At 61.4% G+C, this 15,998-nt stretch carries 16 protein-coding genes; 13 read left to right on the top strand and 3 right to left on the bottom strand.

Translation table 11 applies throughout. The features are described from left to right. Nucleotides 1–204: 204 nt before the first annotated feature. Entirely contained in the window at nt 205–546 is a 342-nt protein-coding gene (locus tag NKJ77_RS05635; RefSeq protein ID WP_023696361.1) for a DUF768 domain-containing protein, read from the bottom strand. Nucleotides 547–734: 188 nt separating this feature from the next. Here NKJ77_RS05635 and NKJ77_RS05640 point away from each other — a divergent pair, with 188 nt between their 5' ends. The 4 genes from NKJ77_RS05640 (at nt 735) to NKJ77_RS05655 (ending at nt 4,062) form a co-directional block, all read left to right on the top strand. After that, complete coding sequence (locus NKJ77_RS05640; RefSeq protein WP_352534520.1) at nt 735–1,691, top strand: NAD(P)/FAD-dependent oxidoreductase; 957 nt, start codon at nt 735–737, stop codon at nt 1,689–1,691. A 165-nt stretch (nt 1,692–1,856) separates the two neighbouring features. Next, the gene (locus NKJ77_RS05645; RefSeq protein ID WP_352534522.1) at nt 1,857–3,143 is read left to right on the top strand and encodes an SDR family oxidoreductase; all 1,287 of its coding nucleotides are present in this window, start codon (nt 1,857–1,859) and stop codon (nt 3,141–3,143) included. Continuing rightward, entirely contained in the window at nt 3,143–3,625 is a 483-nt protein-coding gene (locus NKJ77_RS05650) for a DUF2269 family protein (protein WP_023681104.1), read from the top strand. The genes NKJ77_RS05645 and NKJ77_RS05650 overlap by 1 nt, the downstream gene beginning before the upstream one ends. A 110-nt stretch (nt 3,626–3,735) precedes the next feature. Continuing rightward, nucleotides 3,736–4,062 carry a low affinity iron permease family protein gene (locus tag NKJ77_RS05655; RefSeq protein WP_023687797.1) on the top strand — a complete coding sequence of 109 codons (327 nt, stop codon included), beginning with the start codon at nt 3,736–3,738 and terminating at the stop codon, nt 4,060–4,062. 388 nt (nt 4,063–4,450) lie between these two features. Here NKJ77_RS05655 and NKJ77_RS05660 read toward each other — a convergent pair whose 3' ends face one another. Next, a complete protein-coding gene (locus NKJ77_RS05660; protein WP_023667991.1) occupies nt 4,451–4,726 on the bottom strand; it encodes a hypothetical protein in 276 nt (91 codons plus the stop codon). Between the two features lie 217 nt (nt 4,727–4,943). On the opposite strand from NKJ77_RS05660, the gene NKJ77_RS05665 reads away from it, so the two are divergent. From NKJ77_RS05665 to NKJ77_RS05705, 9 genes are all read left to right on the top strand, one after another. Beyond that, the gene (locus NKJ77_RS05665; protein WP_023681102.1) at nt 4,944–6,050 is read left to right on the top strand and encodes an NAD-dependent epimerase/dehydratase family protein; all 1,107 of its coding nucleotides are present in this window, start codon (nt 4,944–4,946) and stop codon (nt 6,048–6,050) included. Continuing rightward, complete coding sequence (locus NKJ77_RS05670; protein ID WP_023691444.1) at nt 6,047–7,120, top strand: GDP-mannose 4,6-dehydratase; 1,074 nt, start codon at nt 6,047–6,049, stop codon at nt 7,118–7,120. Before NKJ77_RS05665 ends, NKJ77_RS05670 begins: the two co-directional genes overlap by 4 nt. Next, nucleotides 7,117–8,409: a TIGR04295 family B12-binding domain-containing radical SAM protein gene (locus NKJ77_RS05675; protein ID WP_352534524.1), complete on the top strand. Its 1,293-nt coding sequence runs from the start codon at nt 7,117–7,119 to the stop codon at nt 8,407–8,409. Before NKJ77_RS05670 ends, NKJ77_RS05675 begins: the two co-directional genes overlap by 4 nt. Then, complete coding sequence (locus NKJ77_RS05680; protein WP_023681099.1) at nt 8,394–9,494, top strand: glycosyltransferase family 4 protein; 1,101 nt, start codon at nt 8,394–8,396, stop codon at nt 9,492–9,494. Before NKJ77_RS05675 ends, NKJ77_RS05680 begins: the two co-directional genes overlap by 16 nt. A gap of 2 nt (nt 9,495–9,496) precedes the next feature. Then, a complete protein-coding gene (locus NKJ77_RS05685) occupies nt 9,497–10,627 on the top strand; it encodes a CgeB family protein (protein ID WP_023830883.1) in 1,131 nt (376 codons plus the stop codon). After that, a complete protein-coding gene (locus NKJ77_RS05690) occupies nt 10,624–11,718 on the top strand; it encodes a CgeB family protein (RefSeq protein ID WP_023667985.1) in 1,095 nt (364 codons plus the stop codon). Before NKJ77_RS05685 ends, NKJ77_RS05690 begins: the two co-directional genes overlap by 4 nt. Beyond that, on the top strand, nt 11,715–12,818 hold the full coding sequence (locus tag NKJ77_RS05695; protein ID WP_023830884.1) for a CgeB family protein: 1,104 nt from the start codon (nt 11,715–11,717) through the stop codon (nt 12,816–12,818). The genes NKJ77_RS05690 and NKJ77_RS05695 overlap by 4 nt, the downstream gene beginning before the upstream one ends. Before the next feature lie 23 nt (nt 12,819–12,841). Then, nucleotides 12,842–13,882, top strand: a complete 1,041-nt coding sequence (locus tag NKJ77_RS05700; protein ID WP_023681096.1) for a UDP-glucuronic acid decarboxylase family protein — start codon at nt 12,842–12,844, stop codon at nt 13,880–13,882. Nucleotides 13,883–13,976: 94 nt separating this feature from the next. Beyond that, entirely contained in the window at nt 13,977–14,162 is a 186-nt protein-coding gene (locus NKJ77_RS05705; protein WP_023667982.1) for a hypothetical protein, read from the top strand. Nucleotides 14,163–14,170: 8 nt separating this feature from the next. On the opposite strand, the gene NKJ77_RS05710 is transcribed toward NKJ77_RS05705, so the two are convergent. Continuing rightward, on the bottom strand, nt 14,171–15,985 hold the full coding sequence (locus tag NKJ77_RS05710) for a hypothetical protein (protein ID WP_245263028.1): 1,815 nt from the start codon (nt 15,983–15,985) through the stop codon (nt 14,171–14,173). Nucleotides 15,986–15,998: the final 13 nt, after the last annotated feature.

Genomic DNA, 15,998 nt, shown 5'->3' on the forward strand with positions numbered 1-15,998 from the left:
CTGATCATGCCGGGTAAGCCATTCGCCTGGAAGGGTAGCAGTCAGCACGGGCGCACCAGGTGTGAAGGAACTTTCCTAACGCGGTGGCGGCAGGAATGTTCCTCGATGGTGCATGGAACTAACGGGAAAGCACCTAAGGTCCGTTTTTCGGCTCGTACGGCAGTCCGGGGGCTTGTTCAGGCGAACAGAAGAAGGTGTCAGGGGCTACGGTCCGCTCTTGGCATCATCGACCTCCAACGCGTCCATTACAGGTGCCGGATCGCTCTTTTCCGAGCTCGGGCTCTGCACCCCGGACCCGGCGTTCTCGATCGCTTGCACGATAGCATCTTCGATGTTTCCGAGTTCGTCCTCCCTTACTTCACGCCCATAACCAGCCACCTCGGCATCCTGCTCGAATTGCTGAGCGAGCACCGCGACGCTGACTTCCTCTCGACCAGGAAGTGTGCCGACATTCTCCTGTAGCCAGTTTTGAAAAAACTCTCTGGTCGCGCTCATCTCAGACCACCCTTTCGCCAAACTAAGCGCGACGGTGAGCCGAAGTTCCATGATGCGTTCACTTTCCCAGTGGTGCTGTACTCACAGCGTTGGGAGCCACGAGGTTTTTGCAGGCTTGATGAGGCAGTGGCCTTTCTCTTCACGACTCGATTGGAGTTCACTCTTATTGTGCAGTGTGCATCCTGATTGCGTCCATTTCGACCCTGTGGAACAAGCTCGTTGAGTTGAAGTTAGGCCCGATGCCAAGCTTTCCGGGCGAACCAAGCTTTTCGGGCGCACAAGTTTTTGACGTTGCCATCGTCGGCGGCGGCCCCGCGGGGCTCGCTGCAGCCATGTATTTAGCCAGGTTTCTGCGTTCGGTGATCTCGCTCGACGCGGGGCATGCGCGTGCCAAGCTCATCCCAAAATCCCGTAACTGTCCCGGCTTCCCCGACGGCATCAGCGGGGAAGAACTGCTCGGCCGCCTACGAGCCCAGGCACAGCTATACGGCGCGAGCCTTGTCCATGGTTGCGTAGGCCACGCCGAAAAACGCGAGGGTTTTTTTGTCCTGACGACCACCTGCGGGATTGTCCAAGCAAGGCGCGTGATTCTGGCAACGGGCATTGTGGACAAGGCACCTCCCATCGAAAGACTGGAGGAGGCGATCGCAACCGGCATTGTCAGACTGTGCCCGGTTTGCGATGCATATGAGGCCCGGGGTAGCCGCATCGGCGTTGTTGGTCCGGAGCATCTCGCCGTCAGGGAGGCTCTGTTCCTGAAGGGATATGGCAGTCAGGTCGCCTTGCTCGCCAATAACCAGGATGATGTTTCCGAAGCTGCCCGCGGCGCCGCCTTGGCAGGCGGAGTTGAAATCTGGGACGCTGTCGATGACCTGATCCCTCGACGAACCGGGTTCGATGTCGTCATGGCCGAGGGCGCCCCGATGCGCAACATCGATGTGGTGTACCCTTCGATGGGCAGCGACGTACGCTCCGAACTAGCGGTTGCTCTGGGGGCTGACTGTGACGCAGAAGGCTATGTCCTGGTCAACCGACACCTTGAGACTTCAACGCCAGGACTCTATGCCATTGGCGACGTGGCCGAGGGGCTCAATCAAATTGCTGTTGCGTTCGGAGACGCCGCCAAGGCTGCAACTCACATTCATAACGACCTCCGCGATTGCGCCGAGCCGGCGACGAACTTCCGGCGAAGTTGACCTGCAGATGCGAACGCACCGTACCGGCTCACCTTTGGCTGCGTTGATGCCCGGAACCTGTTCCACCCGGCGTGAGACTACCGGCTTCGGCTTTGCTAGAGTTCTCCAAGGCGCAGCCGCTGGGTTGATGGACGGGCACGCGCTGGCGAACGGCTGGAGGAAGGAATGAAAATTCTCGTCACCGGCGCGTCAGGTCTGATTGGAGCCGCGCTTTGCGCGCGCCTGGCCAGCGAGAGTCATGAAGTGGTTTGCGTGCTTCACCACGCAGACACTGGCGTCCACCCGGAGATCCAAACCGTTTCCCTGGATATGGCGCGGGCCTTGCGACCTCAGGACTGGATCCCCTATCTCGCCGGTGTGGACGCCGTCGTAAACTGTGCCGGCGTCCTGCAGGATAGTGCCCGGGAAAACACCCGGCATGTCCATTCTACCGGCGCCTCGGCTCTCTTCACCGCGTGTGAGCAAGCAGGAGTGAACAAGGTGATTCACTTTTCTGCCATGGGGGTCGATCGCCAGCAGCCGTCCGCCTTTTCCGCCAGCAAGCTTGCTGGCGATGAAGCACTGATGGCACGTAGCCTTGACTGGGTCATCCTGCGCCCCTCCGTAGTGCTGGGAAGGCCGGCCTTCGGCGCAAGTGCACTTTTTCGCGGCCTCGCGGCGTTGCCGCTCTTGCCGTTGATGCCCGACACGGGCCGTCTCCAAGTCCTCCAACTCGATGACGTCATCTCCACCGTCCTGTTCTTCCTCAAACCCGGCAGCCCATCGCACCTCACGCTGGACCTGGCTGGGCCCGAGGCACTTTCGATGAGCGAGGTCGTGGGTCGCTATCGCCGCTGGTTCGGATGGAGCAGTGCTCGGGAGTTCATCTTGCCGAATTGGGCCGCAGCTATCTTGTACAGGTTCGGGGATGCCGCGGCTCAGCTGGGCTGGCGCCCGCCGATGCGCAGCAATGCAGCAAAAGAGATTGCCCGTGGCGCTGTCGGCGATCCCCAACCCTGGATGACGGCGACCGGCATTCAACCATCAAGTCTTACATCTGCACTGCGTTTAAATCCTGCGACCGTGCAGGAGCGATGGTTCGCCGGTCTTTACTTCGTCAAGCCGGCGCTCTTTGTCGTCTTGCCGCTCTTCTGGATCATGACCGGCATCATTTCCCTCACCGCCGGCTGGCGCAGCGGAGTTGACTTGCTGATTGGCACTGCCGCCGGCCCCTTGGCCGAACCGGCGGTAGTCGCCGGCGCGCTGGCTGACATCGCCGTCGGGGCGCTTATCGCCTGGCGCCCAACCAGCCGGCTTGGTCTTTTCGGCGCAATCGCGGTATCGCTTTTCTATGCGATCGCTGGGAGCATTCTGCGGCCGGATCTTTGGCTTGAGCCACTCGGGCCGTTGATCAAAATCCTCCCGATCCTCGTTCTGCATTTTGCAGCGCTGGCCATTCTGGAGGAACGCTGATGATGTACTTCGTGCTTAAATACCTGCACGTGATCGGCGCTGCTGTGCTGCTCGGAACTGGTGCCGGCATTGCTTTTTTCATGCTTTTGGCACACCGGACCGGGAATGCCGCGACGATCGCAGCTGTCGCCCGAATTGTCGTGCTGGCTGATTTCCTGTTCACGGCTACGGCCGTTGTCGCACAACCTCTGACCGGACTGGGCCTCGCTAGGGTTGCGGGGTATTCGCTGTCCGAAGGATGGATCGTTCTCTCGATCCTGCTCTACATCTTAACGGGCCTGTTCTGGCTGCCTGTCGTGTGGATGCAGATCGAGATGCGAAATCTAGCCACACAGGCCGCACTCTCCAACCAACCTCCTCCCGAGCGCTACCATCAGCTGTTCAGACGCTGGTTTGTCTTCGGCTTCCCAGCTTTCGGCGCCGTCCTCGCCATTTTCTGGCTGATGATTGCGCGCCCGGCAATCGAGTGGTCATCGTTGTAGCTGCGATCGGCAAACACTGCGCCGTGAATTCATCCGTCGCGCCTAGCTGGCTCCTGCCGGCGCGATGCACTGCGGTCGGGAACCACGGTCACTGCCGCGAGTTCTTTCGCATGGCCAATCATCCCGTCACCGGCGTGCTTACCTCAATCGGCACATTAACCTCCCGCCCCGCGGCATTCCTGATCCTGTTGGTCTACGCAATCCTTTGGATGATCTTCGAGCGACAGACCCTGGACTGGCATGGAGCGGCTACCTTGTTTACGTGGGCCATGACGCTGTTCATCCAGCGTGCCGAGCACCGCGACACTCAGGCCATTCACGCCAAACTGGATGAGATCCTGCGATCAGACCACAATGCCTCGAACATCACGCGGATCGACGATGAAGAGCCCGAGGAAATCGAAAAACACCGCCACCGCAAGCAGCAGGACGACTGATGAGCGGCGTTTTGGTTTCACGGCAGGACGAGTAGCGGGTTTCCAGCTTTTGACGCCTATCCAGCCCCGCCGCCAAAACCACCACCCTGCTAATCCTCGCTCCAACTCGGCGTTACGGCGCCCGGCGTTGATCTCTCTTCCCGCCCGGTTTCGCGTCATTCAAGGTTCTCCGTGATAAGGCCGAACTCAACGGCCTCGGGCAGCAGTTCGTCGTCGCCCTTCGCGTCACTTCTCCTCCTGCGCTCAGGGCTCCGATTCTGCTCAGGCCTTCGATCCTTGCTGCGACTGTGGTTCAGCGACCGAAGGATCGGAGCCCTCTATTGTTCCACCGCATCCAGAAAAATTTGCCCGAGAACCAGGTCAGGCAAATCGGCCGGCTCGAAGTGCGTCATTCGCCCTTCTGGTTGCGCTCGACGAACTTGTTGAAACGGCTGGTTTGTCCGTCACCAGTCTTGGACTGGTAAAGAAAGGCCAGATCGTTCTCGTCGAATATGCGGAAGAACTCATCCCATTCGACCGGCTCGAATGCTTCCTCGGGTTTGCCGAAGTCGATCCGCAGGATGCCGCCCGCGCCTTTGGTGCGAACCACTGCCGGCCGTCCATCCCGCTCCTCCGCCCATTTGCGGATTTCGTCGTGATTGGTGGTCGTTTGCGACTGGGACATTGAAATCTCCTTTGATCATCGGCGTTGCCAACATCGGGCATCGTCGGGGCTGCCGGCGTCCTAACAGCACAAGGGCGGCAATGTTCCGGCACGGCGCGGCGAGCGCGATGTGGCTGCTTCCGAACGAAGCCGGCCAAAGGAACTTTGTTGAAGCCAAGGGAACAAACCTTTTGCCGAAAAGTTCGGGTCGCCAAGATTACCTGTCTGAGGAGTGGTCGTGAAACGGATATTGGTTACAGGGGGCTGCGGCTTCATCGGCCGGCATGTCGCCCAGGAACTCATCGAGCAGGATTATTCGGTTCGCATTTTGGATGTGCTGCTGGAGCAGGTGCACGCAGGCGAAACAGTCGCCCTTCCCGCCGGGGCCGAGCTGATCAAGGGCGACATTCGGGACCGGGAGGCGGTCGCCAAGGCGCTGGAAGGCGTTGACGCGGTCATTCATCTAGCCGCGGAAGTCGGCGTCGGACAGTCGATGTACGAGATCGCGCGCTATGTCGGCACCAACGATCTCGGCACCGCGACGCTGCTTGAGGCGCTGATCAAACACCCGGTCGAGCGCATTGTCGTCGCCTCATCGATGAGTGTCTATGGCGAGGGCCTCTATGCTACATCGGACGGCCGGCGCATCGACAATGCCCGGCGCAAGGCGAGCGACATCAAAAACGGACAGTGGAATCCGCTGTCGCCGGAAGGCGAACCCCTCTCCCCCCTGCCGACGGACGAGGAAAAGCCGGTCGATCTCGCCTCTATCTATGCACTGACGAAATACGCCCAGGAACGCGCCGTGCTGATCTTCGGCGAAGCCTATGGCATCGATGCGGTCGCGCTGCGCCTGTTCAACGTCTTCGGCGCCGGCCAGGCGTTATCGAACCCCTATACCGGCGTGTTGGCCAATTTTGCTTCGCGTCTCGCCAACGGCCAACGTCCAATGATCTTCGAGGATGGCGAACAGAAGCGCGATTTCGTCCATGTGGATGACGTCGCCCGCGCCTTTCGTCTTGCGCTGCAGCAACGCCAGGCAAGGGGTCACGTCATCAACATCGGCAGCGGCCGAGCCTATGCTATCAGCGACGTCGCGCGGGTACTTGCCGAGGCCATGGGAACGCCGGACCGCTCGCCAGAGTTGCTCGGCAAGGCGCGCTCCGGGGATATCCGCAACTGCTTCGCCGATATTTCCAAGGCCCGTGAGCTGCTCGGTTTCGAGCCGAGGCAACAACTGGAGAATTCGCTCGCCGATTTCGTTTCCTGGGTGCGCAACTCGTCCGCCATCGACCGCGGCGCCGACATGAAACGCGAGCTTGAAGAACGTGGGCTGGTGTCATGAATACGCGCAATCGACGCGACGCGCCCGTCGCCATTGTCGGCGGCAGCGGCTTCATAGGATCGAACCTGGCCGACAGCCTGTTGTCGGATGGCGAGCCGGTGCTGGTGATCGACAATCTCAGCCGCCCCGGCGTCGAACAGAACCTTGAATGGCTGGCGCAGAAACACGGAAGCCGCCTCATGGTCGAAACGATTGACGTGCGCGACGCCAACGCGCTTGCGCCCGTTCTGAAGAGTTCCAAGGCGATCTTCCACCTGGCCGCGCAAACCGCCGTCACAACGAGCCTGGTCCAACCGGACGAGGATTTCGACATCAACCTTCGAGGAACGTTCAATGTCCTCGAGGCGGCGCGGCTGAGCAGTGAGTTTGTTCCGGTGGTCTTCGCCAGCACCAACAAGGTCTATGGCAGCCTGCCCGACGTCGCGGTGCGCGAGGACGGCGATCGTTACCTGCCTTGCGACGGCATCATCCAAGCGAATGGCATCGACGAGACCCACGGCCTGGATTTCTGCACGCCCTATGGCTGCTCCAAAGGCGCGGCGGACCAATATGTGCTCGACTATGCCAAATCCTACGGCATGCCAACGGCGGTGCTGCGGATGAGCTGCATTTACGGGCCGCGCCAGTTCGGAACCGAGGATCAAGGCTGGGTCGCGCACTTCCTGCTGAGTGCGCTGACGGGACGTCCAATCACCATTTACGGCGACGGCAGACAAGTGCGCGACATACTGCATGTCTCCGATGCGGTCGCCGCCTACAGGGCCACGCTCGATCGTATCGAGACGACCAAAGGCCAGGCATTCAATCTTGGCGGCGGCCCCGATAATGCGATCAGCCTGCGCATGCTGTTGAGCGAGATCCGTAGCTTGACCGGCCGTGAGCTTTCGATCCGCCATGATGGCGAACGCACCGGCGATCAGCCCTTCTTCGTCGCCGACACCCGCAAGATCAAAGCGATGCTTGGCTGGAAAGCTCGTGTTTCATGGCGCGAAGGCATTCGCGATCTCGCAGACTGGCTGCAACAACACCGGCTCCAGCCTCGCCCCGAAGTCGTGAGGTACGTCGCATGAAAATCGCCCTGGTAAACCCGTTCTGGACCTATGACGACAGCATCTATTTCGGCTGCCGCCAACCACATCTCCCGCTGGAACTCGGCTATTCGAAATCCCTCCTCGAAACAGCCGGCCATGAGGTGTTGATGCTGGATGGGCAATTGCAGAAGCTCGACAACTCGGACCTCTCCGAGCGTGTGGCTGATTTCGCGCCTGCAATGACGGTCGTCAGTACCGCCCCGACTTATCTGTTCTGGCGCTGCGCACCACCCGAGTTGCGCGTGCCGGCCGATTTCCTCAACCGTCTCGCCGGGCGCGGTGGACGCACAGTCGCGGTCGGGCCGCATGGCTCGGCTACGCCCGCGCCAACCTTGCGCAAGCTTGGCGTCGACATTGTTGTGCGCGGCGAATGCGAGGAAATCGTCGCGGAACTTGCCCGGCGCGACGACTGGAGCGCGGTCCCCTCGACAGCTTACCTGCGCGACGCCAAGGTGGTTTTGAACTGCGGCGTCCACGCCAGCTCGTTTGTCGATCATCCGCCACTCCAATGGCCATCAGACTGGATCGCAGCCCATTCGCATCACCATCACAGGTTCGATGACAAGCAGGTTGGGTTCGGCGCGGAGGTCGAAGCATCGCGCGGCTGCCCCTACAATTGCAGCTTCTGCGCCAAGATCGATTTCCGCGATGCCTATCGCCGCCGAAACCACGAGGCTGTCATAGCGGAAATCGATGGGCTGATTGCCCAGGGGGTCGGCTACATTTATTTCATCGATGAAATCTTCCTGCCGCAAAAAGCGCTGCTGGAAGCGTTGATCCATCGCGACGTGAAGTTCGGTGTGCAGACCCGCATCGACCTTTGGAAGCCCGAGCTGCTGGAACTGCTCGGTGCGGCTGGCTGTGTCTCCATCGAGGCCGGCCTCGAAAGCCTGACCGTGGAAGGTCGTGCGATGCTGGCGAAACGCTGCCGGCTGGGTACCGAGGAACTTGCCGCGCTGCTCGTCAATGCCAGGCGTCACGTTCCGTTCGTACAGGCCAATCTGATCGGCGTCGTCGAGGATGACCCTGCCCTTGTGGACTACTGGCGAACGCACCTGATCGACAACGGCGTGTGGGCCAATGAACCCGTACCGCTTTATCCATATCCGAGTTCGCCAAGCTATCGCGAGCTTTGGGGCGAACCCGACGACCTCGCCTGGGAGCGCGCCCATGATCACTATCTCGCATCATTCCAGAAGTTCAGCGACATCCAGGAAAGGCGCCCGCGTCCGCTGGCGGAACTGGAGGCGACATGTTGCGGACACTGACGCCGCGCTCGCGGCGCATCCTGATGACGGTCGACGCCGTGGGCGGCGTGTGGCGCTATGCGCTCGACCTGGCCAGGGAACTTGTCAACGGCGGCGATAGCGTGGTGCTTGCCGGCCTCGGTCCGCCACCGTCCAGGCAGCAGGCCGACGAGGCGGAGGCTTTCGCGAAGCTGATCTGGCTGAACACGCCGCCGGATTGGATGACCCGCAACGGCGGTGATCTCGACGCGCTGCCGCGGGAGTTGCATGCGCCCATGCGCGACCACGCCATCGACCTTGTCCATTTCAACGCGCCTTCGCAGGCGGCGGGATTCGACGCGCCATGCCCGGTCGTGGTGGTCTCCCATTCCTGCGTGACGACCTGGTTCCATGCGGTCAGAGGACAGGCGGCGGATGGGGCATGGGCCTGGCAGAAGGAGCGCAACAGACGCGGCATGGATCGGGCCGACGCGGTCATCGCGCCGAGCCGCAGCCATGCCGACATGCTAGAGACCTGCTACGGCCCGATCGCGCGCTTGAGTGTGGTCACAAATGGTGCCCGTCCTCTGCCGAAGGCCGAAAAGCATCAACCGCTCGTCTTCGCCGCTGCCCGCTGGTGGGACGAGGGCAAAAATGCGGCGGTGGTCGATCAGGCGGCGTCCCTGACGCGATGGCCTCTGTTTGCCGCCGGTTCGACGAACGGCCCAAACGGCGAGCATGTCAGCTTCAGCCATGCTGTTCCTCTGGGAGCAGTGCCGTCCGATGAGGTGCGTTCGTTGATGGCTCGCGCGGGTATTTTCGTATCGCCATCGCTCTACGAGCCATTCGGCCTGGCCGCGCTGGAAGCCGCCATGTCGGCTACGCCCCTGGTGCTTTCCGATATCGCCACCTATCGCGAACTATGGGACGGGGCCGCGATATTCTTTGACGCGCGCGATCCGCACGATCTCGCTGCCTGCCTCAACCGTCTCTCCAGCGATGCCGAGCTCCGGCGAGAGCTTGGCCAGGCAGCCATCCGACGCAGCCGCAGGTTTAGGCTGACAAAGCAGACAGCGGCTATGCGCGGCGTCTACGACAAAGCGGCCTTAGCGATGGCGGAGCGCTGATCATGCGCTTTGTGTTTTACACCCACTCGGTCGTTTCCGACTGGAACCATGGCAATGCCCATTTCCTGCGCGGCGTCATGCGAGAGCTGGTCCAGCGCCGGCATCAGGCTATTGCGCTGGAGCCGGCGAATGGCTGGAGCCGGTCGAATCTGCTGGCTGAGAAGGGGTCGTTCGCCATCGAACGCTTCCGCAAGGATTTTCCCGAACTGATGCCGGTGACCTACGACGCCGGATTTGATCACGAAGCCTGGATTGCCGAGGCCGACGTTGTGATCGTTCATGAGTGGACGGATCCGGAGCTTGTCGCACGTATTGGCCGTGCCCGGGCCGCCGGCGGCAACTTCATCCTTCTTTTTCACGACACCCACCACCGGGCCGTGTCTGCGACCGAGGCACTCTCGGCGCTCCGGCTGGAGCACTATGACGGCGTTCTCGCCTTTGGCGAAACCTTGCGCGAGAGCTATCTGCGCGCCGGCTGGGGCAAGCGCGTCTTCACTTGGCATGAAGCGGCGGACGATCGCCTGTTCAAGCCGCACCCGGAGATCCACCCCACCTCCGATCTGGTCTGGATCGGCAACTGGGGCGATGATGAGCGGACCGCCGAACTCAAGGAGTTTCTGATCGAGCCGGTGCACGATCTCGGCCTTGATGCCGCTGTTCACGGCGTACGCTACCCCAAGACCGCACTTGCGGATCTGGCCACCGCAGGACTGCGCTATGAGGGGTGGATCGCCAATGCCGACGTGCCGAAGGCCTTCGCCGCGCATCGTGTCACCGTTCACGTTCCACGGCGCCCCTATCGCGAGAGGTTGCCCGGAATCCCGACGATCCGCATGTTCGAGGCACTCGCCTGCGGCATTCCGCTGATTTCAGCGCCATGGTCCGATGTCGAGCAGCTTTTCAGGCCCGGTGTCGACTTCCTGTTTGCCGAGAATGGCTCGCAAATGCGGCAACAGCTTCGGACGGTGTTGTCCGACGAGGACTTTGCGGCCTCCCTGGTGACCTCGGGTCTCGAGACCATCCGCTCGCGGCACACCTGCCGCCACCGCGTCGACGAGTTGCTCGGCGTGCTCACGCAATGCGCGAACCGACACACCGCCGTCCCGACAGCCGCAAAGGAAGCCGTCGCATGAAGATCGCATTCTATGGATCGAGCCTTTTGTCGTCCTACTGGAACGGTGCCGCGACGTACTATCGCGGTTTGCTCAAGGCACTTTCGCAATTGGGTTACGAGATCACGTTCTACGAACCCGATGTCTACGACCGGCAGAAGAACCGCGACATCGAAGCTCCCGACTGGTGCACTGTCGTCGTTTATGAGGCGACCCAGCATGCGCTGATGCAGGTCGCGGCACGTGCCGCCGGCGCCGACATCGTCGTCAAGGCGAGTGGCGTCGGTTTCGAAGACGAGGCGCTGCTTCGCGCCGTTCTCGACCACGCCCGCAGCGACGCGCTTGTCGTATTCTGGGACGTGGATGCGCCAGCCACGCTTGCCCAGTTGCGCGACGAGCCGGACCACCCGCTCCATCGTGCACTGCAGGAGATCGACCTCGTGCTGACCTATGGTGGCGGCGATCCCGTTGTCTGGGCCTATCGTGCCATGGGCGCCAAGGAGTGCGTGCCCATCTACAATGCGCTCGATCCCGAAACGCACCATCCGGTCGCCAGCAAAGCGCGTTTTGCCTGCGACCTGGCGTTCCTCGGAAACCGGCTGCCGGACCGTGAAGCGCGTGTCGAATCGTTTTTCCTCGATCCCGCCAGCCAGCTGCCGAAACAGCGTTTCCTGCTCGGAGGCTCGGGTTGGGGCGACAAGCCGCTCCCCACCAATGTAGGCTGGCTCGGCCATGTCGGCACCCGCGATCACAACGCCTTCAATGTCACCCCAAAAGCCGTGTTGAACATCAGCCGCGATAGCATGGCCGCCAACGGTTTTTCACCGGCCACGCGAGTGTTCGAGGCGGCTGGCGCCGGCGCCTGTCTCATCACGGATGCATGGCTGGGCGTGGAACTGTTCCTGAAACCAGGCGAGGAGATCCTGGTCGCGCGTGACGGCGGCGATGTCGCCGAAATAATGCGCTCGCTGACCCCCGGTCGGGCCAAGGCAATCGGCCAAGCCGCACTTCACCGCGTGCTGGCGGACCATACCTACGCGCTTCGGGCGGATGTGGCGGATGCCGTCTTCAAACGTCATTTCGAGCACGGGGCCGTGGAGGCAGCGGAATGACCAAGAAACTGGACATCGTCTTTCTCGGCCTGTCGCTGTCCTCATCGTGGGGAAACGGTCACGCCACCACTTTTCGAGGTCTTTTGAAAGGCTTGCACGGACTCAGTCACCACGTGACTTTTCTGGAGCGCAACGTGCCATGGTACGCCAATCACCGCGATCTGCGCGAACCGGAGTTCTGCGCCTTGCGCTACTACGAAACCACTGCGGAGCTGCAACGCGACTACGCACAGTGCCTGGAGCAGGCCGACATCATCGTCATCGGATCCTTTGTTCCAGAAGGACGCCATGTCATCGACATCGTCGCCTCGCTTTGCAAGGGGCAGCTCTGCTTTTACGACATCGACACCCCGGTGACCATGGCCAAGCTTTCAGCCGACGATTGCGATTATCTGAGTTCGCGGCAAATTCCGTATTTCGATGTCTATTTCTCCTTCACCGGCGGACCAACGCTCAGCCATCTGGCGCAAGACTTCGGCGCGCGCCATGCCGAACCTCTCTATTGTTCGGTCGATCCGGAACGGCATCACCCGACAGGAGATCCGATCCGCTGGGATCTCGGCTATCTCGGCACCTACAGCATGGACCGGCAGACAACGCTGAACGCTCTGCTGCTCGAGCCCGCACGGCATATGCCGAACCTCCGTTTCGTCGTGGCCGGCTCCCAATATCCATCCGACATCATCTGGCCGGACAATGTCGAACGCATCGAACATTTGCCGCCAGCCGATCACGCCGCGTTCTATAGCCGTCAGCGCTACACGCTGAATGTCACACGCAGTTCCATGATCACCGCAGGATGGTCGCCCAGCGTGCGCCTGTTCGAAGCGGCGGCTTGCGGCACGCCCATCGTCAGCGACCGCTGGCCAGGGCTCGACAGCTTCTTTCCCGCATCGGCGATCCACACCGCCGCGGAGACGGACGAAGTCATCGATATCCTCGTTGGCGAGTCCGAGCGCGCACGCCTGGCCATGGCCGGCCGGGCTCGCAAACTCGTCCTCGCTTCCCACACCGGTGGGGCCAGGGCTCGCGAATTCGTGGCGGCGCTGACCCAACCAAGGGCGACGGCCCTCGATCTCGACATTGGAAGTGCAGCATGAACGGCAGACAGGAGAAAACAGCGATGCGACAGACAAGAAAGGCGCACAGGGCAAAGACGGTGCTTGTTGCCGGCGGCGCGGGTTTCCTCGGTTCGCATCTTTGCGAAGTATTGCTCCGCAACGGCTGGCGCGTGATCTGCGTCGACAATTTTCTGACCGGGCGCATGGAAAACATCATCTCGATCATGGACCGGCCGGGTTTCCGGTTGATCGAGCAGGACATCTGCCGGCCATTGGATCTCGGCGAGCCCGTGGATCACATCTTCAACCTGGCCTGCGCCGCCTCACCGCCGCGTTATCAGGCCGACCCGATACACACCACGCGTACCTGCGTGATCGGAACCCTCAACCTGCTCGAACTCGCTGTCCGCAATGACGCGCGACTGCTGCAGGCCTCGACGAGCGAAGTGTATGGCGATCCGGAACAACACCCGCAAAGGGAGGATTATGTCGGTCATGTGAACTGCACCGGCCCACGCGCCTGCTACGACGAGGGCAAGCGCACCGCCGAAACGCTTTGCTTCGACTATCTAAGAGCCGGCAAGGCCGACGTCCGCGTGGCGCGCATCTTCAACACCTACGGTCCGAGAATGGATCCGGCCGACGGTCGCATCGTCTCGAATTTGATCATGCAGGCGCTCGAGAAGCGTCCGCTGACGATATTCGGCGACGGCCAGCAAACGCGATCCTTCTGCTATGTCTCCGACTTGATTGATGGATTGATGCGCCTGATGAACATCGACCCCAATCCGGGCAAGCCGGTCAATCTGGGCAATCCCGGAGAATTCACCATCGTGCGACTGGCGGCATTGGTGAAGGCGATGACCGGCACCAAGTCGGATCTGAAATTTCTGCCCCTGCCGCAAGACGATCCTCGGCGCAGGCAGCCTGATATTTCGCGTGCGAAAACGCTGCTCGGCTGGTCGCCGAGAGTGCCGCTCAACGAAGGGCTCAAGCTGACGATCGATTATTTCGCGGCGCTCGAAGGCACCGGCATCGGCGATCAGATGACAGGCCTTGCCAAAAGGAGACCCGCAGGCGGGCTGCAGAACCTTCCTGCATGACGTGGGCCGCGGCCGGACCTGCCCGGAGATCGTGCGGAACATCCATCCAACCTTGTAGTTTGGCGGGAGGGACCCGATACGGAGGATCATCCTCATGCAACCCAAGCGACCCGCGAAGGATGTCGACAAGATTGCCGAACGCGAGGCGGCTGCCTATCTGCGGCGCTCCTCGATCACCTATCTCGAGTGCTGCGTCAGCCTGATGATGACGCATCTGCAGCGCGAGGAAGTGGCCGCTATTCTCGAGCAGGAAGCAGACATGCTACGAAGGCTGGATTGATCGAAACGCTACACCTGAGATTCGTCCAGGAATCGTATCAGCCCCGCCCTGTATCGGTCTGCGGTCGCGGCCAGCCTTGCTTTTTCCTGGCCATTTTCGGATTGCGCAGCCGTGCTCCAGAGCCCGATTTGGAACGCCAAATAGCAGGGTTCGAAAAAATCGATGTGGCCATTGTCAATATCGAGCCCCATCCCCTCGACCAATGTCGTCACATCGCTGTCGGATAGTCCATATTCGACACGGGCGCCGGCAATGTCCCACTCTATCGGCTGGCAGCCAATCAAATCGTGTGCCCGGCAATGGTCGACGGCATCTGTCTTGAGCACCGTGCCGTCGGCACAAACGAGAAACTCCCACGCGTGAAGCTTTCCGTCGATTTCCACCCGCTGCAGAACATACGCAGGGGTTTTTTTCGAGAGCCAACCGCGCAACGTCGCCGCTCGGTTCTCGCCCAAGGCTTCAGATGTATTGGAAGCAGCCATTTCCGCGAGTGCGAGCAATGATGCACCCGGTTCGCAGGTTCGGAGATTGAGCGCCCGCCAGGTTAGATAGCGCGTCAACTCCGCGACCAGCCTTCCTCTGGGCAGCGGCGCCTGGTCCATCGTGGTGCCGTCAATCCACCGTTCGACCAGAAAGCCGTGGCAAAGCCCGACCACTTGCGATCCCAACCCGGCTTTCCCCAACATTTCCGCGGCTCGTCTCTTACGCCGTCCGGTTTCGCCGAGGCCGGCGAATTTGACGAGCCAGCGACCACACCCCGCGGACGCCAGGAATTTACGCCGCTCGATGCCGCGCGGGCTCGGCGGCCAATGCTTTTCGTCGACGTAGTGGACGCTCCTCCATTCGCCACCAGACAGTTCGGTCAGGCGTAATTCGGGGCTGCCGACCGCCTCGGCCACCCAGTCGCGCAGCGTGGGAATGTTCGAGCTTTCGGGGAAGGTGCATTCGAGCGCCGTCGCCACATGTTTCGGACAGCGCGACCATGTCTCCCTGGCCTCCCGTGACGCTTCGATGCCCGGGTCGCCAGGATGGCTGGGAAACAGGTGAATGCGGTCCATACCAATACCCAGTTCCCGCAGCCACGCGACGACGGCGTGCATCGAACTGCCGGACAGACCGGGACCCTCGTCTACAACGGCGAAGCATGCCGATGGATTGTTCTTCCAGGAAGCGATCGAGCGCGGATCGGCATTGATGTGCCTGCGGAAAGGATGGCCGACCGGACGAACGCTGAACGGCGCCGGCGCGCCAATCGCGGCAGCCACTATGGCGGCAAGCCCCAGGCCGATGCTGCGGATGCCGATCACGCATGTGTTCGCATCGAGACCTGACTCCTGCGCCGCTCCCAAATAGCTTTCGGGATAAAGCGCGTAATGCGCGTAACCCTCAGCCGAACCGGTCAGAACCTCAGCCTCGCAATCCAACCCGTCCAGCAGTTGGAGAAGTCCCGGGTCGATGCCACCGCCCACGGCGAAACCGCTTCGCCACGACTTCGCCACCTCTGCCGCAACACCAACCAGCAATCTGGCGCCTTGCTGTTGCCGCGGCGAAAAGATGTCGATGCCCCTGTTCTCGAAATCGACATCGGCAAGCGCGCGAACCAGTTCCGATACGCTGATGAATAGCCCGACCAACGCGGCATGGCGTCGGACGCCATGAGCCATGCGGTCCAGACTTTGAGCAATTTCGCTCGCAGCATCGCGAAGCCGTTCTGCGCTCTGCCTCCGCTTCTGGTCGCCGTAAACGATCATCGATCGGTTTTCCAATGCTTTGCCTTGCGGCAACGCAGCGAGCGCTGCTTCGATCCATGCTGTCTTGCGCAATTTTTCGGCAGGC

The sequence above is a fragment of the Mesorhizobium sp. M0052 genome, from assembly GCF_040323255.1.
GTDB lineage: Bacteria > Pseudomonadota > Alphaproteobacteria > Rhizobiales > Rhizobiaceae > Mesorhizobium.

Coding starts and splice junctions, on each gene's coding strand:
- NKJ77_RS05695 (WP_023830884.1), top strand. CDS start 11,715: ATGACCAAGAAACTGGACATCGTCTTTCTCGGCCTGTCGCTGTCCTCA.
- NKJ77_RS05670 (WP_023691444.1), top strand. CDS start 6,047: ATGAATACGCGCAATCGACGCGACGCGCCCGTCGCCATTGTCGGCGGC.
- NKJ77_RS05690 (WP_023667985.1), top strand. CDS start 10,624: ATGAAGATCGCATTCTATGGATCGAGCCTTTTGTCGTCCTACTGGAAC.
- NKJ77_RS05645 (WP_352534522.1), top strand. CDS start 1,857: ATGAAAATTCTCGTCACCGGCGCGTCAGGTCTGATTGGAGCCGCGCTT.
- NKJ77_RS05700 (WP_023681096.1), top strand. CDS start 12,842: ATGCGACAGACAAGAAAGGCGCACAGGGCAAAGACGGTGCTTGTTGCC.
- NKJ77_RS05660 (WP_023667991.1), bottom strand. CDS start 4,726: ATGTCCCAGTCGCAAACGACCACCAATCACGACGAAATCCGCAAATGG.
- NKJ77_RS05635 (WP_023696361.1), bottom strand. CDS start 546: ATGGAACTTCGGCTCACCGTCGCGCTTAGTTTGGCGAAAGGGTGGTCT.
- NKJ77_RS05685 (WP_023830883.1), top strand. CDS start 9,497: ATGCGCTTTGTGTTTTACACCCACTCGGTCGTTTCCGACTGGAACCAT.
- NKJ77_RS05640 (WP_352534520.1), top strand. CDS start 735: ATGCCAAGCTTTCCGGGCGAACCAAGCTTTTCGGGCGCACAAGTTTTT.
- NKJ77_RS05680 (WP_023681099.1), top strand. CDS start 8,394: ATGTTGCGGACACTGACGCCGCGCTCGCGGCGCATCCTGATGACGGTC.
- NKJ77_RS05650 (WP_023681104.1), top strand. CDS start 3,143: ATGATGTACTTCGTGCTTAAATACCTGCACGTGATCGGCGCTGCTGTG.
- NKJ77_RS05655 (WP_023687797.1), top strand. CDS start 3,736: ATGGCCAATCATCCCGTCACCGGCGTGCTTACCTCAATCGGCACATTA.
- NKJ77_RS05675 (WP_352534524.1), top strand. CDS start 7,117: ATGAAAATCGCCCTGGTAAACCCGTTCTGGACCTATGACGACAGCATC.
- NKJ77_RS05705 (WP_023667982.1), top strand. CDS start 13,977: ATGCAACCCAAGCGACCCGCGAAGGATGTCGACAAGATTGCCGAACGC.